General features: G+C 63.2%; 22 protein-coding genes, 2 tRNA genes and 1 pseudogene. 6 read left to right on the top strand and 19 right to left on the bottom strand.

Going from position 1 to position 19,806, the window contains the following annotated elements; translation table 11 throughout:
- Nucleotides 1–443 (bottom strand): Arm DNA-binding domain-containing protein (locus ACS8Y6_RS07865; RefSeq protein ID WP_440855331.1); only part of this gene is annotated, 443 nt, incomplete at its 3' end.
- On the bottom strand, nucleotides 436–690 hold the full coding sequence (locus ACS8Y6_RS07860; protein WP_440850562.1) for a hypothetical protein: 255 nt from the start codon (nucleotides 688–690) through the stop codon (nucleotides 436–438). The genes ACS8Y6_RS07865 and ACS8Y6_RS07860, both read right to left, overlap by 8 nt.
- Nucleotides 691–840: 150 nt before the next feature.
- Here ACS8Y6_RS07860 and ACS8Y6_RS07855 point away from each other — a divergent pair, with 150 nt between their 5' ends.
- A complete protein-coding gene (locus ACS8Y6_RS07855) occupies nucleotides 841–1,047 on the top strand; it encodes a helix-turn-helix domain-containing protein (RefSeq protein ID WP_440850563.1) in 207 nt (68 codons plus the stop codon).
- Between the two features lie 235 nt (nucleotides 1,048–1,282).
- Here ACS8Y6_RS07855 and ACS8Y6_RS07850 read toward each other — a convergent pair.
- The 12 genes from ACS8Y6_RS07850 to ACS8Y6_RS07795 all read right to left on the bottom strand — a co-directional run bounded on the left by ACS8Y6_RS07850 (nucleotide 1,283) and on the right by ACS8Y6_RS07795 (nucleotide 10,885).
- A tRNA-Arg gene (locus ACS8Y6_RS07850) sits at nucleotides 1,283–1,359 on the bottom strand.
- 13 nt (nucleotides 1,360–1,372) lie between these two features.
- Nucleotides 1,373–1,465, bottom strand: a tRNA-Ser gene (locus ACS8Y6_RS07845).
- A 236-nt stretch (nucleotides 1,466–1,701) separates the two neighbouring features.
- Nucleotides 1,702–2,973 carry an aspartate kinase gene (locus ACS8Y6_RS07840; protein WP_440850564.1) on the bottom strand — a complete coding sequence of 424 codons (1,272 nt, stop codon included), beginning with the start codon at nucleotides 2,971–2,973 and terminating at the stop codon, nucleotides 1,702–1,704.
- A 60-nt stretch (nucleotides 2,974–3,033) separates the two neighbouring features.
- Nucleotides 3,034–5,661 (bottom strand): alanine--tRNA ligase, encoded by a 2,628-nt coding sequence (alaS, locus tag ACS8Y6_RS07835; RefSeq protein WP_440855330.1) that lies wholly within the window; start codon nucleotides 5,659–5,661, stop codon nucleotides 3,034–3,036.
- Nucleotides 5,662–5,778: 117 nt separating this feature from the next.
- Entirely contained in the window at nucleotides 5,779–6,078 is a 300-nt protein-coding gene (locus ACS8Y6_RS07830; RefSeq protein WP_440855329.1) for an MTH1187 family thiamine-binding protein, read from the bottom strand.
- Nucleotides 6,079–6,573: 495 nt separating this feature from the next.
- Nucleotides 6,574–7,059, bottom strand: a complete 486-nt coding sequence (locus tag ACS8Y6_RS07825; protein WP_440855328.1) for a regulatory protein RecX — start codon at nucleotides 7,057–7,059, stop codon at nucleotides 6,574–6,576.
- 67 nt (nucleotides 7,060–7,126) lie between these two features.
- On the bottom strand, nucleotides 7,127–8,248 hold the full coding sequence (gene recA, locus ACS8Y6_RS07820) for a recombinase RecA (protein WP_440850567.1): 1,122 nt from the start codon (nucleotides 8,246–8,248) through the stop codon (nucleotides 7,127–7,129).
- 78 nt (nucleotides 8,249–8,326) lie between these two features.
- A complete protein-coding gene (gene thpR, locus ACS8Y6_RS07815; RefSeq protein WP_440855327.1) occupies nucleotides 8,327–8,869 on the bottom strand; it encodes an RNA 2',3'-cyclic phosphodiesterase in 543 nt (180 codons plus the stop codon).
- A 13-nt stretch (nucleotides 8,870–8,882) separates the two neighbouring features.
- On the bottom strand, nucleotides 8,883–9,395 hold the full coding sequence (locus ACS8Y6_RS07810; protein ID WP_440855326.1) for a CinA family protein: 513 nt from the start codon (nucleotides 9,393–9,395) through the stop codon (nucleotides 8,883–8,885).
- Nucleotides 9,396–9,506: 111 nt separating this feature from the next.
- Nucleotides 9,507–9,779, bottom strand: coding sequence for a hypothetical protein (locus ACS8Y6_RS07805; RefSeq protein WP_440855325.1), 273 nt, complete (start codon nucleotides 9,777–9,779; stop codon nucleotides 9,507–9,509).
- Nucleotides 9,776–10,324 (bottom strand): type IV toxin-antitoxin system AbiEi family antitoxin domain-containing protein, encoded by a 549-nt coding sequence (locus tag ACS8Y6_RS07800; RefSeq protein WP_440855324.1) that lies wholly within the window; start codon nucleotides 10,322–10,324, stop codon nucleotides 9,776–9,778. Before ACS8Y6_RS07800 ends, ACS8Y6_RS07805 begins: the two co-directional genes overlap by 4 nt.
- A gap of 138 nt (nucleotides 10,325–10,462) precedes the next feature.
- Nucleotides 10,463–10,885: a MarR family winged helix-turn-helix transcriptional regulator gene (locus tag ACS8Y6_RS07795; RefSeq protein WP_440855323.1), complete on the bottom strand. Its 423-nt coding sequence runs from the start codon at nucleotides 10,883–10,885 to the stop codon at nucleotides 10,463–10,465.
- Between the two features lie 95 nt (nucleotides 10,886–10,980).
- Between ACS8Y6_RS07795 and ACS8Y6_RS07790 the strand changes: the two genes are divergently transcribed.
- Nucleotides 10,981–11,352: a VOC family protein gene (locus ACS8Y6_RS07790; protein WP_440855322.1), complete on the top strand. Its 372-nt coding sequence runs from the start codon at nucleotides 10,981–10,983 to the stop codon at nucleotides 11,350–11,352.
- A 116-nt stretch (nucleotides 11,353–11,468) separates the two neighbouring features.
- Here the strand turns inward: ACS8Y6_RS07790 and ACS8Y6_RS07785 are convergent, their stop codons facing one another.
- Nucleotides 11,469–12,419: an SDR family oxidoreductase gene (locus ACS8Y6_RS07785; protein ID WP_440855321.1), complete on the bottom strand. Its 951-nt coding sequence runs from the start codon at nucleotides 12,417–12,419 to the stop codon at nucleotides 11,469–11,471.
- A gap of 102 nt (nucleotides 12,420–12,521) precedes the next feature.
- On the opposite strand from ACS8Y6_RS07785, the gene ACS8Y6_RS07780 reads away from it, so the two are divergent.
- Nucleotides 12,522–13,472, top strand: a complete 951-nt coding sequence (locus ACS8Y6_RS07780; RefSeq protein ID WP_440855335.1) for an AraC family transcriptional regulator — start codon at nucleotides 12,522–12,524, stop codon at nucleotides 13,470–13,472.
- A 45-nt stretch (nucleotides 13,473–13,517) separates the two neighbouring features.
- On the top strand, nucleotides 13,518–14,042 hold the full coding sequence (locus ACS8Y6_RS07775) for a DUF2867 domain-containing protein (protein ID WP_440855320.1): 525 nt from the start codon (nucleotides 13,518–13,520) through the stop codon (nucleotides 14,040–14,042).
- A gap of 158 nt (nucleotides 14,043–14,200) precedes the next feature.
- Here ACS8Y6_RS07775 and ACS8Y6_RS07770 read toward each other — a convergent pair whose 3' ends face one another.
- Nucleotides 14,201–14,722 (bottom strand): DUF4188 domain-containing protein, encoded by a 522-nt coding sequence (locus ACS8Y6_RS07770; RefSeq protein ID WP_440855319.1) that lies wholly within the window; start codon nucleotides 14,720–14,722, stop codon nucleotides 14,201–14,203.
- Nucleotides 14,723–14,788: 66 nt separating this feature from the next.
- Between ACS8Y6_RS07770 and ACS8Y6_RS07765 the strand changes: the two genes are divergently transcribed.
- Both ACS8Y6_RS07765 and ACS8Y6_RS07760 read left to right on the top strand, forming a co-directional pair.
- A complete protein-coding gene (locus ACS8Y6_RS07765; RefSeq protein ID WP_440855318.1) occupies nucleotides 14,789–15,448 on the top strand; it encodes a TetR/AcrR family transcriptional regulator in 660 nt (219 codons plus the stop codon).
- Nucleotides 15,449–15,736: 288 nt separating this feature from the next.
- Complete coding sequence (locus ACS8Y6_RS07760; protein WP_440855334.1) at nucleotides 15,737–17,200, top strand: alkaline phosphatase family protein; 1,464 nt, start codon at nucleotides 15,737–15,739, stop codon at nucleotides 17,198–17,200.
- A gap of 38 nt (nucleotides 17,201–17,238) precedes the next feature.
- Here the strand turns inward: ACS8Y6_RS07760 and ACS8Y6_RS07755 are convergent.
- The 3 genes and pseudogenes from ACS8Y6_RS07755 to ACS8Y6_RS07745 all read right to left on the bottom strand — a co-directional run bounded on the left by ACS8Y6_RS07755 (nucleotide 17,239) and on the right by ACS8Y6_RS07745 (nucleotide 19,526).
- Nucleotides 17,239–18,179 (bottom strand): annotated as a pseudogene (locus ACS8Y6_RS07755) (nucleotidyl transferase AbiEii/AbiGii toxin family protein).
- Nucleotides 18,176–18,913: a type IV toxin-antitoxin system AbiEi family antitoxin domain-containing protein gene (locus tag ACS8Y6_RS07750; RefSeq protein ID WP_440855317.1), complete on the bottom strand. Its 738-nt coding sequence runs from the start codon at nucleotides 18,911–18,913 to the stop codon at nucleotides 18,176–18,178. Before ACS8Y6_RS07750 ends, ACS8Y6_RS07755 begins: the two are co-directional and overlap by 4 nt.
- Before the next feature lies 1 nt (nucleotide 18,914).
- A complete protein-coding gene (locus ACS8Y6_RS07745; RefSeq protein ID WP_440855316.1) occupies nucleotides 18,915–19,526 on the bottom strand; it encodes a reverse transcriptase domain-containing protein in 612 nt (203 codons plus the stop codon).
- Nucleotides 19,527–19,806 lie beyond the last annotated feature (280 nt).

Below are 19,806 nucleotides of genomic sequence, written 5' to 3'. Positions count from 1 at the left end.
GCGCACTGTGCCACCTCGGCGCGGAAGGCCAGTATGTCCGCCTTGGTGATCTCGCCGACAGGCCGATCACCGAAGGCGGGCAACAGGTGGCGGTTCAGGACCGCTCGATTGCCCAGTTGCGTGTTGCGACGCCAGCGGATTTCGTTCTCCCGCCACCAGGTGTCGGCGAAGTCTTTGAAGAGAGGCGTAGGTTGCTCGACACTGCTTACGCTCTGTTCCGAATCGGAATCAAACTGAGCGGCACGGCTGCTGTTGGGGAAGTATTTCCGATACTCGAAATCACCCAGCGTTATTTCTGCATCAATCTGCTCCAGGATTTTTTGGAGGCGCTTTCTGTTCCGCTGATTGTCGGGAAGCATGGTCTGCTCGCGGCAGCGCTTTCCCTTGAACCGAAAGTCGAAGAAGAGCAGTCCAGTATCTTGCCTCGCTCGGATACTAGACATTGCAATATCCTCCCGCGGCCATGGGAATGCCCGCACTCTCAACTTCAGGTTGCTGCGCCGTACCCGCGCTCTTCATATCCCTCTCTATCGCGCTCCAGATGTAGAGAATTTTCCGACCGCCAAATGGGCGGAAGTAATGCTTGCCTTCGATCAGCACCGAATCTTTTAGTCGGTCGCGGATCGTGCGGCAGTCATACTTGATCCTCTGCGCCAATTCCTCGGTCGTGAGATAGGTTTCTTCGTTCACTGTCGCCTCCAGTCAAATAGCGATATGATCCGCAGGCTGACAAAACGCTTATTCCATGTGCTATTTGTCATCCTGTATGACCTACAGTATGACGATACGTCGCGCGTGTCAACGTTTTGTCATTCTAATTGACATTCTGGGATAACGAAGATGATCAGATGCCACCTCTCGAGGATGATGGGCGAGAAGAAGCTAAAGGTGATGGACGTTGCGCGGGAAACAGGCCTGCATCGCAACACCATCACGCTCCTCTATAAAGAAACCGCCACTCGCGTCGATCTCGACGCCATAGAGAAACTGTGCCGCCTGTTCGAGTGCGAGGTTGGAGACCTCTTCGAAGTAGTCGCGGACGACTGAAATCGCGCGATGGGGCACGGGGCCTTAGCGTCAAACCGGCTCCCGAGCAAAAACGCCGCGTTGCAATCTGGGCACAGGAAAGGCACGAGGTGGGCACGGAGAGTTATCGAGCGCGCAGAAGCGATCGAGCAATTTGCTACTAATCGCTCTGCCAATAGACCGGCTAACACCTATAACGCGTTGTTAGCGCGCAAAAAAAAAGACCAGAAGCCGTCGGCTTCTGGTCTTCTTCTGATGGCGCGCCCGGGAAGATTCGAACTCCCGACCTTGCGGTTCGTAGCCGCACGCTCTATCCAACTGAGCTACGGGCGCTTAACTTCTTGTTTGGCGGAGAGGGAGGGATTCGAACCCTCGAAGGGGCTATAAACCCCTTACTCCCTTAGCAGGGGAGCGCCTTCGACCACTCGGCCACCTCTCCAAAAATCCTTTCTCTCGTTCAACGCGAAGGCTTGGTTGCTACACAGCCCTTTGCGTCGATTCGTCGAACAAAGCGACTTTCGAATGAAGCGACCGTGCGATGCATCCGCAATCAATCGAGGCTGCGCATGATAGCGATTCGATGGCCCGGGGTAAACCCTTTTTTTCACGACCGATCGCATTGACCGGGACGACGGCGCACGCCGGTTCTGCAGCGCCCGTCGCCATGCCGTTCGCCTACCGATCCGCCGCGGGCGTGAGTTCCGACTCGACCCGCTTCGGCTCGTTCTCGAGCTCGAATTCGTCGTGCAGCGCGCGCACGGCGAGTTCAAGGTACTTGTTCTCGACCACGATCGATATCTTGATCTCGGTGGTCGAGATCATGCGGATATTGATGTTCTCGTCGGCCAGCGCCTTGAACATGCGCGCGGCGACGTTGGCGTGCGAGCGCATGCCCACCCCAACCAGCGAGACCTTGCACACGTCGGGCGTGCCGGTGACCTCGCGCGCGCCGACACCCGGAGCGGCTTTTTCGAGCAGTTCCTTGGCGGTCTCGTAGTCGCGCTTGTGCACGGTGAAGGTGAAGTCGGTGAGCGTGTAGTCGCTCGACGAGTCGCCCGAGACGTTCTGCAGGATCATGTCGACTTCGATGTTGTTCTCGCCGATCGGGCCGAGCAGCGAATAGGCAATGCCGGGCCGGTCGGGCACGCCGAGCACGGTGAGCTGCGACTCGTCCTTGGTAAAGGCGATGCCGGAAATAATCGGTTCTTCCACGTATTCCTCCAGGGTGATCAGCGTGCCGGGGCCTTCCTCGAAGGTCGACAGAACGCGCAGCGGCACGCCGTACTTGCCGGCGAACTCCACCGCGCGGATCTGCAGGACCTTCGAGCCGAGACTGGCCATCTCGAGCATTTCTTCGAACGTGATCTTGTCCAGGCGACGGGCGCCGGAGACCACGCGTGGATCGGTGGTGTAGACGCCGTCGACGTCGGTGTAGATCTGGCACTCATCGGCCTTGAGCGCGGCGGCCAGTGCCACGGCCGTGGTGTCGGAGCCGCCGCGGCCCAGCGTCGAGATCGAGCCGTCGCCGGTGATGCCCTGGAAACCGGCCACCACGGCCACCGCGCCCGCATCGATCGCAGCGTGCAGATTGTCGTCCTCGATCCGCTCGATACGGGCCTTCGAGTGAAACTCGTCGGAGACAATGGGCACCTGCCAGCCGGTGAACGAACGCGCCTTCACGCCGATGTGTGACAGCGCCATCGACAACAGCGCGATGGTCACCTGCTCGCCGGTGGACAGGAGCACGTCCATCTCGCGCGGCACCGGGCGGCCGGACAGCTCGCTGGCGAGCTCGGTCAGGCGATCGGTCTCGCCGCCCATGGCCGAGACCACCACGACCACCTGATCGCCGCGGTCGCGATAGCCTTTGATCTTTTCCGCGATGCGCTTGATCTTGTCGACCGTCCCCACCGAGGAACCGCCGTATTTCTGGACAATCAGTGCCATGGATTCATTTTTCCTTGGGCTCGGCGGCCGCGGCCGCCCGTGCATTGATTCGTTTTCGGCTCAGCCGGTGCGGGCCGACAGGCGTTCGTCGATCCAGCCGGCCACGCTGGCGAGCGCCGCGTCGAGATTCTCGGGCTCGCTGCCGCCGGCCTGGGCCATGTCCGGACGGCCGCCGCCCTTGCCGCCGACCTGGCTGGCGACGTAATTGATCAGATCGCCGGCGGGCACCCGGTCGGCCTGCGCCTTGGCTACGCCCGCGATCAACGCGACTTTGTCGCCCTCGGCCGCACCAAGCACGACAATGGCGTTGTCGAGCTTGTTCTTGAGCGCGTCGACCGTGTCCCGCAGTGTCTTGCGATCGGCACCGTCCATGCGCTTGACCACGACCTGGGCGCCGCCGATATCGACCGCCGCCGAGGCCAGATCGTCGCCCTGGCTGGCCGCCAGCTTCTGGTTCGCCGCTTCGAGCTGCTTTTCGAGGCCGGATACACGCTCGAGCACGCGATCCAGCTTGTCCTCGAGTTCACTGGGCGCCGCCTTGAGCCGGCTGGCCAGCCGTGTCTGGCGATCGATCACGTCCTGTATCCAGGCCAGTGCATGGCTGCCCGAGACCGCTTCCAGGCGCCGATTGCCGGCCGACACGCCGCGCTCCTCGGTGATCTTGACGAAGCCGAGCGCGCCGGTGGCCGGCGCGTGGGTCCCGCCACACAGTTCCACCGAGTAATCGCCGAAGCGCACCACGCGCACGACCGAGCCGTATTTTTCGCCGAAGAAGGCCATCGCGCCCTCGGCCACGGCCTCGTCGTAGGATCGCTCGTAGATGCGTCCTTCGATGTTCTCGCGAATCTTGTCGTTGACCTCGGCCTCGATGGTCGCGAGCTGTTCCGGCGTGACGGCCTCGAAGTGCGAGAAATCGAAGCGCAGGCGATCGGGGGCCACCAGCGAGCCCTTCTGGCGCACATGCGTGCCGAGCGTGTCGCGCAGCGCCGCGTGCAGCAGATGAGTGGCCGTGTGATTGAGTTCGATGTCGCGCCGGCGCGCCACGTCCACCGTGGCGGTCACCTCGGCGCCGGGCACGACCGCGCCATCCTCGGCATGGCCGATATGCAGGAATACACCGTTCTGCTTCTGCGTATCGGTGACGACGAAGGTAAAGCCCTCGCCGGCGATGGTGCCGGTATCGCCGACCTGGCCGCCGGATTCGCCGTAGAACGGCGTGCGGTCGAGTACGACCACGCCCTGCGACCCGGCCGCGATGGCATCGGTGGGCTCGCCGTCGACCAGCAACGACACGATCCTCGCCCCGGCCTCGTCCTCGGTATAACCGAGAAACGTCGTGGCGTCGCCGACATCGTCGAGCCTGACGTGATAATCGGCGCCGAACTGGCTGGCGGCCCGGGCGCGCTCGCGCTGCGCGTTCATGGCGCGCTCGAAGCCTTCGTTGTCGAGCGTCAGATCGCGCTCGCGGGCCACGTCGTTGGTGAGATCGACCGGGAAGCCGTAGGTATCGTAGAGCTTGAACACGGTCTCGCCCGGGATCTCGGTGCCGGACAGACCGGTAATGGCATCCTCGAGAATCTTCATGCCCTGGGCGAGCGTTTCCGAAAAGCGCTGTTCCTCCTGCTCGACCACGCGCTCGATCTGGGCCCGGGCATCGCTCAATTCGGGATAGGCCTCGCCCATCAGCGCGTCGAGCGGCGCGACGAGCTGGTAGAAGAACGTGCCGGTCGCGCCCAGCTTATAGCCGTGACGGATCGCGCGCCGCATGATCCGGCGCAGCACATAGCCGCGGCCTTCATTGGACGGCATCACGCCATCGGCGATCAGAAACGCGGTGGCGCGGATATGATCGGCCACCACCTTCAGCGACGGCAATTGATCTTCGCGCGGCTGGCCTTCGATACCCACGGCCTCGGCGGTGGCCGCCATCAGGGTCTGGAAGACATCGATGCCGTAGTTGTCGTGCGTACCCTGCATGACCGCGGCAATGCGCTCCAGGCCCATGCCGGTATCGATCGACGGCTGGGGCAGATCGCGCATTTCGCCGTCGGGCTGGCGGTCGTACTGCATGAACACGAGATTCCAGATCTCGACGAAACGATCGCCATCTTCCTCCGGCGTGCCGGGCGGGCCGCCCCAGATATGCTCGCCGTGATCGTAGAAGATCTCCGAGCAGGGACCGCAGGGCCCGGTGTCGCCCATCTGCCAGAAGTTGTCCTTGGCGCCAATGCGGGCCAGGCGTGCCTCGGGGATGCCGATGTCATCCTTCCAGATGGCCTCGGCTTCGGCGTCTTCCTCGTACACCGTGACCCACAGCTTCTCGGCCGGCATCTCCAGTTCGACGGTCAGGAACTCCCAGGCGAAACGTATGGCCTCGCGCTTGAAGTAATCGCCGAAGCTGAAGTTGCCCAGCATTTCGAAGAACGTGTGGTGGCGCGCGGTATAGCCGACGTTCTCGAGATCGTTGTGCTTGCCGCCGGCACGCACACAGCGCTGGGCCGACACGGCGCGGTTATAGTCGCGCTGGTCGCGACCGAGGAACACATCCTTGAACGGCACCATGCCCGCATTGACGAACAGCAACGTCGGGTCGGCAGCCGGCACGAGGCTCGACGAGGCCACGAACCGATGCGCGTTGGCCTTGAAATATTCGATGAAACGCGAACGCAGCGCGTTGGTGGTCATCATGGGTCGCGTCTCCGGGTACACATCAGCGGCCTCAAAACATGCGCGCATGCTTTCGGCACAGAGCCTTCATGAATAGCCCGGCAGTTTAGCAAACCGGAGCCGCCCACCCCACCGCGACTATCCTCCAATGTCGCGCACCGCCGCGATCTTGTCGGCGTTGGTCTGCTCCCGATCAGTGCGGGTGCCGACCTTGATCGCGGTATGCACCCGCGGCGCGCCGAGATCGTGGATGGCCTGGTGGCATGCCTTGAATGCGGCAAAGACGGCGTCCCATTCACCTTCCACATTCGTGCCGTAAGCATGCAGCTGCGGCTTCAATCCGGCGGCCTCGAGAATTGGGCCACAGGCGGCGATGTACTTCGACACCGACACGCCCGCGCCCAGCGGTATCACACAGATTTCGGCGGTGACTTTCATGGCACCTCTCGCGTTGAATATCCGTACCCGATCATGCCACCGGCCATTCGATCGTGCAGGCAAGATTCCATCTATTTGATGGGTGTTCAAAAGCCGCTGTCCACAGATTTCACGGATTGCACAGATTGAACGCGAGCGACTTCGCAGTCGGGTCGTTTATAACGGCGCGTTCGGTTCGGCGGTCCTTTATTCGCAGAAACTGTTTCGTCCGCAGATGAACACAGACACACGCAGATGAATACAACCCTGTTGTCATGTTGCATTGTTGTTTACCACGGCGTATCCAGAAACAGACGCAGTAGCCGTATGCATCAGATCTGCGTATATCTGCGTCGATCTGCGGATAATAAAAGGCGATGACTCGCGTTCGGAGCCGCCTTGCTACGACAGCGATAGGCGCGCCGTAACCAAAGATCCGCCTGCATTCAATCTGCGAAATCCATGCAATCTTTGGATAGAAAAAACAGGTCACCGAGGCCGCAAACAGCCCGAAGATCAGTCGTCGAACGCAGCCGCCAGCTGATCGGCATCGAAGCCGCGGCGTTGCAGAAAACGCATCTGCTTGGCCCGGGCTGGAAAGTCGGCCGGCAACTCGGCACCGAAACGCTTGCGCCGCGCGGCTTCGGCCAATTCGTCCCAGTCGACGCCGGCATCGGCCAGGGCGGCCTCGATCTCGCCATCGCCCACCCCGGCGCCGCGCAGTTCGGCGCGGATCCGGATCGGGCCGATGCCACGGCGGGCCTTGCTGGCCACCGCGGCTTCGGCGTAGCGGGCATCGGACTGCAGGCCATCTTCGACCAGTCCGTCGAGCACGGCCTCGATGTCATCGGCCGCGTACTCGTGTTTTTTCAGTTTGGTGACGAGTTCGGCACGGGCATGCTCGCGCCGCGCCAGCAGATCCATGGCACGCTTGCGAATCGCGAGCCGCTCGGCATGGCGCGCTTCGTCTTCCGGCCGCTCGTTGCTTGTGTCGTCGTCCATGTCGCTTCACGACAAAGGCCGCGCTTCGCGCGGCCGATCATCGGATTGATACGGCTGGCGTGACCGCCTATTTCGCGCCGCGTTTGGACGCGCCCGAGGCCGCAGTGGCGCCGTTTTCCGAAGACAGCAGGTCCGCTTCGCCGGCCTGATCCGCGCCATTCGCCGCGGCCGCTTCGGCTGCCTTTTCTTCCTTCGTCTTTTTCTTCGGCAACAGCTTCTCGCGCAGGGCCGCTTCGATGGTCTGCGCGATTTCGGGGTTGTCCTTGAGGAACTTGCGGGCGTTGTCCTTGCCCTGGCCGATGCGGTCGCCGTTGTAGGAATACCAGGAGCCGGCTTTTTCCACCAGATTGTTGGCCACGCCCAGATCGATGATCTCGCCTTCGCGCGAGGAACCCTCGCCGTAGAGGATCTCGAACTCGGCCTTGCGGAACGGCGGCGCCATCTTGTTCTTGACCACCTTGACGCGGGTCTCGTTGCCGATCACCTCGTCGCCTTTCTTGATCGAGCCAATGCGGCGGATGTCCAGCCGCACGGACGAATAGAACTTCAGCGCGTTGCCGCCGGTGGTGGTTTCCGGGCTGCCGAACATCACGCCGATCTTCATGCGGATCTGGTTGATGAACATCACCGTGGTGCCGGTGCGCTTGATGTTGGCGGTCAGCTTGCGCAGTGCCTGGCTCATCAGCCGCGCCTGCAGCCCGACATGCGAATCGCCCATCTCGCCCTCGATTTCGGCCTTGGGCGTGAGCGCGGCCACCGAGTCCACCACCACGATATCGACCGCCGCCGAACGCACCAGCATGTCCGCGATCTCCAGCGCCTGCTCGCCGGTATCCGGCTGCGAGATCAGCAGGTTCTCGATATCCACGCCCAGCGCTTCGGCATAGGTCGGGTCCAGCGCGTGCTCCGCGTCGATGAAGGCCGCGGTGCCGCCGGCCTTCTGCGCCTCGGCGATGGCCTGCAGCGTGAGCGTGGTCTTGCCCGAGGATTCCGGGCCGTAGATCTCGACCACACGGCCACGCGGGTAGCCACCGACACCGAGTGCGATGTCGAGCGTCAGCGAGCCGCTGGAAATCGAGGCGACGTTGGAGTTGTCGACATCGCCCATGCGCATCACCGAGCCCTTGCCGAACTGGCGTTCGATCTGGCTCAGCGCGGCGGCGAGTGCTTTCTTGCGATCTTCATCCATAGTGATCGGGTCCGTTCGAATCGAACGCAGGCCTCCCGGGCGGGAAAGCAGACTGCTGATGGTCGGGTATGGGCGGCATTATTTCACATTTGCGAGAGGCCCAGCCTCGCCCGCGAGCGGCCAGCGCGCAAGTACGCGATAAGCGCCGACCACGCCGTGCGCCCCGCTTTCGGCCAGCACGAACTCGCGCGCCCGCCAGGCGATGGGAACGACCGGACGGGCCGTGATCGGCGCGGCCTTTCTTTGCAACGTGATATGCGGCACGAAACGCCGCCGATCAAGACCGGGGCCGCGCAAAAAAGCGGCAAGATCGATCAACGCCTGGGGTGGATCGGAAGGCCCGAGCCAGATCAGGCGGGGTTTGGAAAAACTGTCGAGGCGGTCGAACACGAGGTCGATCGGTGCTGCGGACACGCGCTCGGCGCGGGCGATCAGCGCCTCGCGCCCGGCCGCGTCGCAGTTGCCGTGGAAGGCGAGCGTGAGATGCAGCTTGTCGCAGGCCACCGGCGCGCCCCCGGCATCGAGTGCCGCGCCGAGATCAGCGATGCGCCGGGCCGCATCGGGCGGCGGCCAGAGCGCGAAGAACAGACGCTGTGATCCCGATGTATCGCCGGCCGTCATGCGCGCCCCGCCCTCAGCCGGCGTCCACGCGTTCGCGCAGGCCGACCAGCGCGGCCAGAACCGAAGCATGCCGTACCGCACGGCGGTCGCCGTCGAACCGATAACGAACCACGTCGGGCTGGCCGCCGCGCGCCTGCCAGCCGATGAATACCGTGCCCACCGGCTTGTCGGCACTGCCACCAGCGGGCCCGGCGACGCCGGATACCGCGATCGCCCAATCCGCGCCCGGCGCCGCGGTCAGTACGCCCCGGGTCATGGCCGCGACCACCGGCGCGCTCACCGCGCCGTGATCGGCCAGCATCGCCGGCGCCACCCCGAGATCGGACTGCTTGGCCTCGTTGGAATACGTGACATAGCCGCGCTCGAACCAGGCCGAACTGCCGGGGATATCGGTACAGGCGGCCGCGATCATGCCGCCGGTACAGGATTCGGCTGTGGCCAGGCGCCGGTCGCGCGCCGGCAGCAGCGCGGCCAACTGCCCCACCAACTCGTCGATCGCGCCGTCAGGATCGTAGAGCGTCGTCATGGTGGCATTATGCCAGCGCGACCCTGCGAAACCGGAATTGCCGGACTACAATTCGCGCCTGTCCGCACCATGGGGCCTCCGCGCTCCGTGCCTGCAGATAGGCTTGGGGAATCAAAAATCGACCTCCACGGATTCATTGAGGATCAGCTTCCACCGGGAATCTTTCTCATCGAGACCGGACAACTCCTCGATCAAAGGCTTGACGGAGGGGTCCAGCAACACCGCCGTCTTGGCTTTCCCGGCAAAGGGTCGCAGGGCGTTGGCTTGCCGCGCATGCTGCATGCGCTCCAGCAAGTAGCCGAGGCGGCGCACAGACGAGTTTTCGTAGTGCACGGCCAGCTTGGCCAGCGTGTCCGCCCTCACCTTGCCACCCAGATCCTTCACGACCTGGGCCACGCCGTTGATACCCCCGCCTTGTGGAAATAACGCGCGCAATCAAGCAGCGTCAATTCGATGCCGGCGACCTGCGCATAGCCCGCCTCGCTTTTCAGCGAGCCCAGCCAGTCCGGCCGGTTGACCTTGGCGAACGCGGACGGGTTCTGATAGACGAACTCCAGCCGGTGCCGGCCCATCTCGACGCTGCGCATCTGCCTGGGCACGATCACCTGGAACACCATGGGCACCTGGTGTGCCGCACCGTGGAAAGCCGCTGCCCGCAACAGCGCGACACAGTAGTCATGCCGAAGATACTTCATCAACGGGTCGATCCAGCGTGCCGGATCGGGCGCGCCGACGGCCCGGTCTTCCGGGCGAAGAATCAAGTAAAAGCCACGCCGAGGACTCGCCAGGCGGTGCTTCTTCGCTTGCCGCATGAGCGCCATGTTCAGCGTCTCGGGGGACGAGCCAAGCGCGGCCAGCGCCTCCTCCCTCACAAAGTAAGCGCGCCCTCGGGCGAGGCGATCCTCCATGTACTGCGCAAGTGCAGCCATTCCCAGATCATATGCGATAAACAACGATATATGTATATTTCCGCATATGATTTGGGCGCCTGTCACAGCTTCCCGTGAGACTTGCTTGGCCGCACTTGATTGTAACCAGCCAAGAATTGCCTTGCGGTCGTTATCTGTTCAACGGAGTGCCTCCGCAAGCCGTAGCAGCATTGCGGTGACTACCCGGGGATCAAGAGGCGCCACGGCGTTGCGGACACGCGCTTCTGTATCGGCCACGATCCCGGTGGCCGCTTCCAGGGCGCCACGACCCAACTCCGTCAGCTCCGTCGTTTGAATTCGCCCGTGTTCGGGATGGGGGGTTCGTGCAATAAAGCCTGAGCGCTCCAGTGCGACCAGGATGGCCTGCATCGATTGGGGCGTCACAAAGGCGCGGCGCGCGAGCGCGGCATTCGAGGCACCGGCTTCGACCTCCAAGAAAGCGAGAACCGCATACTGGGGCGTCGTCAGCCCGATTTCCCGCAGTTCAGAGTCCAAACGAGTGCGAAGCGCCTGTTGAGCCTGCTTCAACGCGAAGCCGATCGTCGCGTAGGGATCGCTCATCACCGGGTTAGTCTCTTGACTCGACATATCAGTGTCCTTATATTTGTATAAGCACACTGATACTAAAAGCTTGTCCAGCGAAAGGAAACCCAGCTATGCCCCATCTGATCGGACCCGATTTTATCGGCATTCAAACCGAAGATCTCAATGCGGCACGGATCTTCTACACCGAGGTCGTTGGGCTGAAGGCCATCGCCCAAAGCCCCCCGGGCGCCGTAGTTTTCGATACCAGGCCGATCCCGTTCGCCGTTCGCACGCCCCTGGTCGAGCTGAAGGGAACGGACGGGCTCGGTGAAGGCGTCGCAATTTGGTTCGGCTGCGATGACGCCGACGCCCTGCATGACCATCTTATTGAGCGGGGCACGCCAATCGCCTTCGCGCCGAAGAATGGCCCCTTTGGCCGCCATTTCGCGTTTCGCGACCCGTTTGGCTACACGATTACGGCACACACGGTCGCGCACTCTTGAGCACCGATGGCGAGCCTCGTCGATTGGGCGGATCGTTGCCACGACGACATCCACGCCGCGCCCGCCCGCCCGCGTTGACGGCGCACCCGGCGATGTTTTGCGCTAATTCTCCGCCCTCAGTCGGAAACCGCGACGGTATCCTGCCGTAGTGATGGATACCTCGGTGCCCAGCCAAGCACCTCCCGGGTGATCCGGCTGGAGACCGGGTTGTCGGCCCCGACGAACGGGGCGAGCCAGCCGAAATGCCTCGCGGCCTCCTTTGCAGACAGCTCTCTGACCGGGACGCCGAGATGATGGCCGATCGTCGTGGCGATCTCGCGAACCGGGATCGGCTCTTCGCCGATGGCGTGGTAATGCGCACCGGCCTCGCCGTGCGCCAGTGCCCGAACGAACAGGGCCGCGGCATCCAGCCGGTGCACCGCGCACCAACGGTTCGCGCCCGCCCCGACAACGGCTGACACGCCCGACTTGCGGGCCATGCCGATCAATTGGGTGACCAGGCCCTGACGGGTCTTGTCATGCACCGAGGGCGGCAGGCGCACCAGCGAGGCGCGCACCCCGCGCGTGGCCAGCGCCTGCACTGCCTGTTCCGAGCGTGCCCTGGCACCACCGACCGCCCGGGGATCGGCCAGGTCCGTTTCGATCGCCGTCTGTCCCGCCCGCATCGCCATGGTGGGGAAAGCCGCGACCAGTGGGGCCGCTTTGCTCAGCGCGCCGCCCATCGTTTCGATTGCACGCCGGTCCGCTTCGACGGCCGCCTGCGTGAAGCGACCGACGATACCGCTCGGACGGCCGCCGAACAGCACGCGAAGGCGGGCGCCGAACCCCGCGTGGGACAGGGCGTGGAAGAAGGCGGCGTGGATCACCCCATCCGCTTTGCCCGCCTCGCGGTGTAACACGTCGAGACTGTCGACCGTCCCGCGTGCAACCCGTGCGCCGGCGACTTCGAGGCGCCGCGCCGATTCCGCCGAGCGCGCCAGCCCGGTGACTTCATGGCCGGCCGAAATCAACTCACTGACGATAGCCGAACCGATGAAGCCGGTGGCACCGGTGACGAACACACGCATCGCACATCTCCTGTTCCTGTTGGGGGCAGGATAGGCGCTGGATGCGGAACGAAACACTCCTTAGAGTCCCAATATAACCACCAATCGTTCAGAGCCTTCGGATTGGATCCTCTCTCTGACCTTCTCTGGCTGTTAAAGCTGCGTAGCTACGTCTCCGGCGGGTTTGACGCCGGCGGCGATTTTGCGGTGCAGTTCGGCCAGCATGACGGCATCAAGTTTCATGCGGTCGCCGCCGGTGCCTGCTGGGTCTCGGTCGAAGACACGCCCGGGCCGCTACGGATCAAGGCGGGGGAATGTTTTCTGCTGCCGCATGGCAAGGCGTTCAGGATCTCGAGCGATCCCTCGATCACGCCGGTCGACGTGCAAAGCCTCCTGCCGCCGGTGGCCGACGGCCGCATCGTCACCCACAACGGCGGCGGCGATTTTCTCAGCGTCGGCGGCTACTTCACTCTTTCGGCGGGGCAGGCGGATCTGCTTCTGGGTACCCTGCCGTCGATTCTTCACATCCACGACACCGCCAACAGCGCGACGCTGCGCTGGTGTGTCGAGCGCATGCGGCGGGAATTGGCCGACGGCCTGCCGGGCGATTTCATCGTGGCGCAGCAACTGGCGACCCTGGTTCTGGTCGAGGCCCTGCGCGTTCATCTCTCGCAAACGCCGGCAGAGCAGCGGACCGGCTGGCTGTCCGCCCTGGCCGACGCGCGGCTGCGCGCCGCCGTCACCGCGTTCCATCGTGCGCCCGGTGAGCGCTGGACGCTCGAGAGACTGGCTGGCGAAGCCGCGATGTCGCGTACCGCCTTCGCGTTGAAGTTCAAGGAGGTTGTCGGAATGACGCCCATGTCGTACCTGACGCGTTGGCGGATGCTGCTGGCCGCCGACCGCCTGACCCATTCGCGCCAGTCGCTGTCGCAGATCGGAGCCGCTCTGGGATACGAATCCGAAAAATCCTTCAGCGCCGCATTCAAGCGCATCATGCACTGTTCGCCCCGGCAATACGGTCGCCAGAATGCCGGCGAAACGGCCGATCAATCCTTAGAACGGGCGCGCATGTAATGATCCGCCGTAGGTCACGCGTCGCATGTACCGAGGACTAAGCCGATGGTTGCGCATGTCAGAGAAGTGCCCTGCCCCGACCGGAGTCTGATCTCGGATTGGCTGCACGATGCCGATCTCGCCGACGCCTTCATGATCACCGTGCCGGAGCGCTTCGCATCGCAGGGTATTCTTCACCTGACAAAATGCGTGCTCGGGCATCCGCCAATCGGGTTCAGGGTCCTGATCACCCTTCGGGACATCCTGGTCGCCGGGTTCGGGGTCAAGACATCCAGATACCTGCGGGACGCGGCCGCGGCGGAGGGTATGGACCACATCGACTTTTTTCGAGTTCTCGCGGTCTCCGACAACGAAGTCATCGTCGGCGAGGACGATCGGCACCTCGACTTCAGGGGCTCCGTACTGATGCGACGCCATGCGGAGAGCGGGGATGCCGAGCTCGTCGCAACCACGGTGGCACGCTGCCACAACCGCCTTGGGAAGGCTTACCTGTGCGTCATCGCACCGTTCCACCGGCGTGTCATTCGCACCAATCTCTCACGCGCTGCCGCACGAGGCTGGACCCTTTAACGCGACCGAAGGGCGCCTCCCTTTGTCCTCTCGACATCGCAAGCGCATGACCGTTCAGCGTTTCCAGCTCCATGTGGGTCTCATCGAACTCATGGTCGTGAACACCGTGCAGGGACCGCCCGAGCCCGTCATCGACTCGGGGGCCCGGGAAATATCGGCTAGACCGAGGACGGCGGTTGCTTTTGCGGCGGTGACCGCAGAGCGCTGAGGCGCTTTGCCGCGCTGGCTCGTCGCCCCGTGGCCGGAAACAGCTGTCCGGCCCGGCCCAGGCCGAAACGCGGCATGTTCACGTAGACCGATTCCGCATGGCCCGGCGGCACTACATACGTCTCGTGCCAGATCCCGACATCGCCACCGGTGCCGATGCTGGCGTTGAAGGCCTGCCAGGCCGGCAAATGGGCCTGACCGGCCGCTTTCGCATAGGCCCGCAGATGTTCGGCACTCTGCCAGTATTGCACCACCCACAAATTGCGCAGACCGAACTGGGCGCGGGCGTGCAGCAGGCCGAGCTCGGGTTGCGCGGCAAGTTCCCGCAGCATCCGCGGCATCGCCGCCAGCACCGGAAACCACTTCCACACCTTCCAGAGCTTGTTGATACGCATCCCAATAAGAAAGACCACGGTCTCTCCCTCCATCTCCGCGCAGACGCGCTCTGCAATAACGTCGGTCATCCGGTTCATGACTTTCTGCCACGGTTGATTTATGTTGTCGCTGTCAACTTAGTCTTAAATGTGGGCGCCGTCAACATGAGCCGACGCAAAGCTTGTGTCTCCCTTTCTCCAGACACCAATCAGCCATCCACCTATCACCATGGGGATCTCCGCCGCGCCCTGGTCGAGGCAGCTCTGGGCCTGGTCACAGAGGAGCAGAACTGGGATTTCTCGCTGCGGCAAGTCGCCCGGCGAGCCGGCGTCAGCCACAACGCGCCCTATCGCCACTTCCCGGAGAAGCGCGACCTGCTCGCGGAGCTCGCGGCAGTCGGCTACAAGGCCCTGCGGGAACGACTGGTCGAGGCCGCGGACGCAACGGAGGGGCCGGAGGCCGCGTTGTTGACGACCGGCGTGGCGTATGTCCGGTTCGGAACGGACAATCCGGCCCGTTACCGGCTGATGTTCGGGTCGGACCTTCTCGCCGGGGGATGTGAGATCCCGGCGACGGTGGCCGAAGCCTCGGAAGCGGCGAAGGCGGTTCTGGTCGAGGTTGTCGCCCGCGGGATACGGACAGGGCGGTTTGCGGTGCGCGAAAACACGACAGCGGAACGGGACCGTCTGGTCCTCACCGCCTGGTCCCTGGTGCATGGGCTGACCATGCTGCTGATCGACGGTCTGGCTGGCCCGGAATCGCCTGCGGACGTCCCCCAACTCGTTGCGCGTACCTTGCTCGATGGCGTGCGGAGTCGCCCGTGAATTGCTCGCTTACTTGGCGAGCGCTGCGAAATTTGAGGGCGAGTCTCGTCACATGGACCGGCGGCAAACCGACCCGCCGCCAATAGCCGTCTTTCATATTCGCTCACAGGGGACGTGCCGGCTTACCGCAAGCTCGCGAAGCACAGATCCTTCATACAATCATCACGCAATCCGAGGAGCCTTGTGCATCAGGGCGGCGCACGTCTGCGCGCGAGCTTCAAGGTAACGCCGGTGTGGTTGCGTGAAACACCTGGCGCGAACGTCGAACTTCTTCCGGGAGATCAAGCCGTGACCCACCAACTCAAGAAGATCGAGCACATCGTCGTACTCATGCTGGAAAACCGGTCGTTCGATCAGATGCTCGGTTTTCTCTATAGCGACGATCGGCCCGCCGCCGTCGACCACTTCGACGGGCTCACGGGGAAGGAGTGGAATCCCGACGGTCATGGACGCGAGATTGCCGTGTACAAGATCAAGGAGGACGACCCCCACGTCTATCTGATGCCCGGCGCCGATCCGGGCGAGGGCTTCCTGAACACCAACTATCAGCTGTATTCGAACGACGACCCGGCTCCCGGCGACGTGCCCACGAACAAGGGCTTCGTGCTGAACTTCAAATCGGCGATCGCCTCGGACCTTGCCAGGCATTACAAGGACACGTTGCCGGGCACCGAGGCGTCGCAGATCATGGGCATGTACACGCCCGAACTGTTGCCCGTTCTTTCGGGACTCGCGCGCGGCTATGCCGTGTGCGATGCGTGGTTCGCGTCCGTTCCCACCATGACGATCCCCAACCGGGCGTTCACGCTCGCCGCCACGTCGCAGGGCCATCTCGACGATCACGTCAAGATTTTCACTTGCCCGAGCATCTTCGGCCGGCTTTCGGACAAGCAACTCGACTGGGCGATATACGGGTACAACCGCGACCCGCTCACGCGCCACGACTTCCCCGATACCCAGCATGCCGACGAGGCGCACTTCGGGCATTTCCGCGACTTCCAGGCGCGTGCCGCAGCGGGCAAGCTGCCACCCTTCACCTTCCTCGAACCGAGTTGGGGCGCAACGGGCAACAGCCAGCATCCGAACTATAACGTGGCAGCCGGCGAGCAATTGATTCACGACGCCTACTACGCGGTGCGCAACGGCAAGAGCTGGGCATCCACGCTGCTCGTCATCACCTACGACGAGCATGGCGGCAACTACGACCACGTGGCGCCACCGGCGGATGCGACGCCGCCCAACGACGGCACCGTGGGCGAACAGGGTTTCGACTTCAGCCGCTTCGGCGTGCGCGTGCCCGCCGTGCTCGTCTCGCCGTTGATCGAAGAGAATACGGTCTTTCGTGCGAAAACCGGACGGATCGACCATACGTCGATCCTGGCAACGATTCACGAGCGCTGGGGTACGACGCCGCTTACCGAGCGCGACAAGGCCGCGGCCTCACTCGCCGATGTGCTGACGCTCACCCGCCCCCGCACCGACGATCCGCTCAAGGGCGTCAAGGTGCCGGTGTCGTCGGCGCATCATCCGAATTCCTCGATACCCTCCAAGCTCGACAAAATCCATGCGGACCGGGTCGCCGCGCTGCCTCTCAGAAGCGAGCAAGGGCACTACGAGCAGGCCACCCCGCCATTAACGTCAGCGGCGCAAGTGAGCGATTTCATTCGTGACCGCACGGCGGCGTGGAAAGAGCATTTGCGGCGTCGGCGGGAGCGCCGCGGGCAGCCGAGTGCTCGCAATTCTGGCGAGTGATCCTCGTGCGTTCCTTGAGGAAATACAGTACATCCATGCTATCCCCCTTCCCCAGCCATTGATGTGACAGAGGCCAGTCGGGCGACCAGTGCATCGGCCTGCTCGGTAAACTTCTTCGCATTTGAATTCTGCAATTGGGCTAAGTTGCGCAGCTTCCAGCGGATTCCGGCAATTGTTTGAGGTGGGCGATTCCCAACAACGGCCACTCAGGCGCGCCCGCGACCAATGACAACAGAAATCTACGTTCCTCATCATCCAGGCCTTCTTGAAGCTCGCGCGCCAGCCGCTCCCGCACCGCCAGTAAGTCGGCGAGCGACACCGGATCGGCAGTCATGCCCTCGAAGTTGTGGGTGTAGTCGTACTGGATGTCCCGCAACGCCGGAAACAGCACTTCGTGCACGGGACGATTGTGGCTGGCCAGGTAGACGACAAAGGCACGCCGAATTCCCGGTGTGATGCCCTCGTTCGCGAAGAGCTACATCACATCGAACAGGTCGCGCGGATGCTGACGGTCCAGTGCAGCAACCAGTTTTCCGCCGTACATGTCTTCCAGCGAGATGACAGGGATATCCAGATCGGCCAGCGACGCGTCGCTGGCCGCCGGCGTGAGCGAAGCGCGCCGTACCGGCTGCACTGTGCCGCGCATGACGAAGTTGGCCTCAACTTTGACCTCGATACGGTCCCTCCGCACCAGCAGCTTCGTCTCGCCCGCGGCGGCCGCAGGCATATGCGTCTGGAACCCTCGCCCGTTCAGGCGCTCAGCGGCCTGGCGAATGGCGTTATTGATCCGAGCCAGTGCTTCCTCGCGTGGCAGCGTGTAGTCGGGAAAGACCAGATCGAGATCCACCGACAGGCGCGGCATGTCACGCACGAAGAGGTTGATGGCCGTGCCTCCCTTCAAGGCGAACGTGTCGTCTACGAATACGAACGGCGCAACCTGCGTCAGCAGACGCGCGGTCTCGAGATAGGCCGGGTTCATGGCTTGAGCACCAACAAGCCATCGCCCGACTGCGAGACCCAGGGCCGGTCGCTGCCCGTCGGCAATTGAGCGGGATCGAGCTTCGCCACCCAGGGCAGTGCCCCCTCTCGACCGAGTTGGAGGCACAGCCGCACGGTCTTGACGCTCTTGCAGTGCTGCAGCAGTTCAAGCAGCACGCTCACCCGCAGGCTGTAACTGCTCTCGACAAGCTCGCGGGCCTCCTGCAGGGGCTGGCGTACGCCCACATCGCTCAGCAGTTCCAGCAGCGCCCTCTCCGGTGCGGAAACCTGCGGCGCTCCGTTTCGCTTTTCGAAGGGCCCCACATGCCGTAAAGCATCGGGAAGCTCATCGAACAGCCGCTTGCGGTGATACTCCGCCGGGAAGCGCTCTGTGAACCAATCCGGCAGGTGCCCCGACTCCCAGCCATACAGATGCAGTACGGGCTGTTGTGAGACGTACTGACGCAGACCATACCAGTCGAGCGCGGATTTGCCGCCGACATGGAGACCATCGAACTTGCGTTGCAGCAGCAGGAGACTGGGATGCAACGCCAACGTGTCGTTGGGACGACAGTACACGCCGCGAGCCAGCCGGGTAAGCCACCCTGCCCGCACGTAGTGGACAGCCAAGTCCGCGGAGATATCCAACGCCGCCAAGTCCTCCGAAGCCAGCGGCACCCCTGGCGCAAGCCGGGTGTAGAGTGAATTTAACTTACTTCGTTCTGTCGTAGCCATACTACGATATATACATCTTTTCCAAATGCCAGTCAAATATATCGGGACCCCGCGTTCCATCCGCGAGGATAAGATCAGCTTTCAGCCACCGTTCGATATACAAACACACCCAGCGTTCCTGAGTATGGTGGCGTACCGCCTGCATCAGCAGATCGTGGTCGATAGTATCGAAGAAAGCCTTGATATCGAGATCGACAACCCACGCATAGCGCCAGCAGCGCTGTCGCGTAGTCTCGATCGCGCCCAAGGCGCTCTTGTGGGGGCGGTAACCGTAGGAGTCGGCATGGAAATGCCGCTCCAGCTCCGGCTCCAAAGCCCGTTTGACCACCACCTGAGCCACCCGGTCGGCCACGGTCGGAATGCCCAGCGGACGCTGACCGCCTCCGGGTTTCGGTATCTCGACCGACAACACCGGTGGCGGCATATAACTGCCCGACGACATCCGATTCCAGAGCTTGTAGAGCTGATTCCGAAGATCCCCTTCGAAGTCCGCTATGCTCTGACCGTCGCAGCCCGGCGATCCCTTGCGGGATCGGACCTGCTGAAAGCCTTCCCAGACCCAACGTTTGGGTATCTCGAATGGCTTTGCCTTGTTCGCCGGATCCTCCCGCATCACGGTTGTCGCAACGTCCAAGGCCCAATGACGTGACCCCTTCGCTCCACGGCCATTACAGCCGGCTCAGCACTACTACGGATCACTCCGCCCCTGTGCCTCGCTTCGGTACTCAGAACCTCGCGGGGATCCCCGCTCGGTTCGCTCCCTTGGCATCGAGGCGACAGGTTCCCACGTTCCGTATCCGAGCCTGAAACATCGTCACGCCGCCTATACACCGGATGCCGCTCGGCCCGCCATCAGGCACCTGCCGAGCTGAATCCCGGGCTCTTGACACAGC

It is taken from the genome of Salinisphaera sp. RV14 (assembly GCF_052044135.1).
Taxonomy (GTDB): Bacteria; Pseudomonadota; Gammaproteobacteria; order Nevskiales; family Salinisphaeraceae; genus Salinisphaera.
This window is presented reverse-complemented; position numbering and strand designations above follow the sequence as displayed.

Excerpts from the sequence above, each read along its gene's own strand:
- ACS8Y6_RS07810 (WP_440855326.1), bottom strand. The coding sequence starts at position 9,395 with ATGACGACGCTCTACGATCCTGACGGCGCGATCGACGAGTTGGTGGGG.
- ACS8Y6_RS07785 (WP_440855321.1), bottom strand. The coding sequence starts at position 12,419 with ATGCGTGTGTTCGTCACCGGTGCCACCGGCTTCATCGGTTCGGCTATC.
- ACS8Y6_RS07825 (WP_440855328.1), bottom strand. The coding sequence starts at position 7,059 with ATGGACGACGACACAAGCAACGAGCGGCCGGAAGACGAAGCGCGCCAT.
- ACS8Y6_RS07800 (WP_440855324.1), bottom strand. The coding sequence starts at position 10,324 with ATGGCTGCACTTGCGCAGTACATGGAGGATCGCCTCGCCCGAGGGCGC.
- ACS8Y6_RS07795 (WP_440855323.1), bottom strand. The coding sequence starts at position 10,885 with ATGAGCGATCCCTACGCGACGATCGGCTTCGCGTTGAAGCAGGCTCAA.
- ACS8Y6_RS07830 (WP_440855329.1), bottom strand. The coding sequence starts at position 6,078 with ATGAAAGTCACCGCCGAAATCTGTGTGATACCGCTGGGCGCGGGCGTG.
- ACS8Y6_RS07770 (WP_440855319.1), bottom strand. The coding sequence starts at position 14,722 with ATGAACCGGATGACCGACGTTATTGCAGAGCGCGTCTGCGCGGAGATG.
- ACS8Y6_RS07745 (WP_440855316.1), bottom strand. The coding sequence starts at position 19,526 with ATGCGGGAGGATCCGGCGAACAAGGCAAAGCCATTCGAGATACCCAAA.
- ACS8Y6_RS07765 (WP_440855318.1), top strand. The coding sequence starts at position 14,789 with ATGAGCCGACGCAAAGCTTGTGTCTCCCTTTCTCCAGACACCAATCAG.
- ACS8Y6_RS07775 (WP_440855320.1), top strand. The coding sequence starts at position 13,518 with ATGGTTGCGCATGTCAGAGAAGTGCCCTGCCCCGACCGGAGTCTGATC.
- thpR (WP_440855327.1), bottom strand. The coding sequence starts at position 8,869 with ATGACGGCCGGCGATACATCGGGATCACAGCGTCTGTTCTTCGCGCTC.
- alaS (WP_440855330.1), bottom strand. The coding sequence starts at position 5,661 with ATGATGACCACCAACGCGCTGCGTTCGCGTTTCATCGAATATTTCAAG.
- recA (WP_440850567.1), bottom strand. The coding sequence starts at position 8,248 with ATGGATGAAGATCGCAAGAAAGCACTCGCCGCCGCGCTGAGCCAGATC.
- ACS8Y6_RS07790 (WP_440855322.1), top strand. The coding sequence starts at position 10,981 with ATGCCCCATCTGATCGGACCCGATTTTATCGGCATTCAAACCGAAGAT.
- ACS8Y6_RS07855 (WP_440850563.1), top strand. The coding sequence starts at position 841 with ATGATCAGATGCCACCTCTCGAGGATGATGGGCGAGAAGAAGCTAAAG.
- ACS8Y6_RS07840 (WP_440850564.1), bottom strand. The coding sequence starts at position 2,973 with ATGGCACTGATTGTCCAGAAATACGGCGGTTCCTCGGTGGGGACGGTC.
- ACS8Y6_RS07750 (WP_440855317.1), bottom strand. The coding sequence starts at position 18,913 with ATGGCTACGACAGAACGAAGTAAGTTAAATTCACTCTACACCCGGCTT.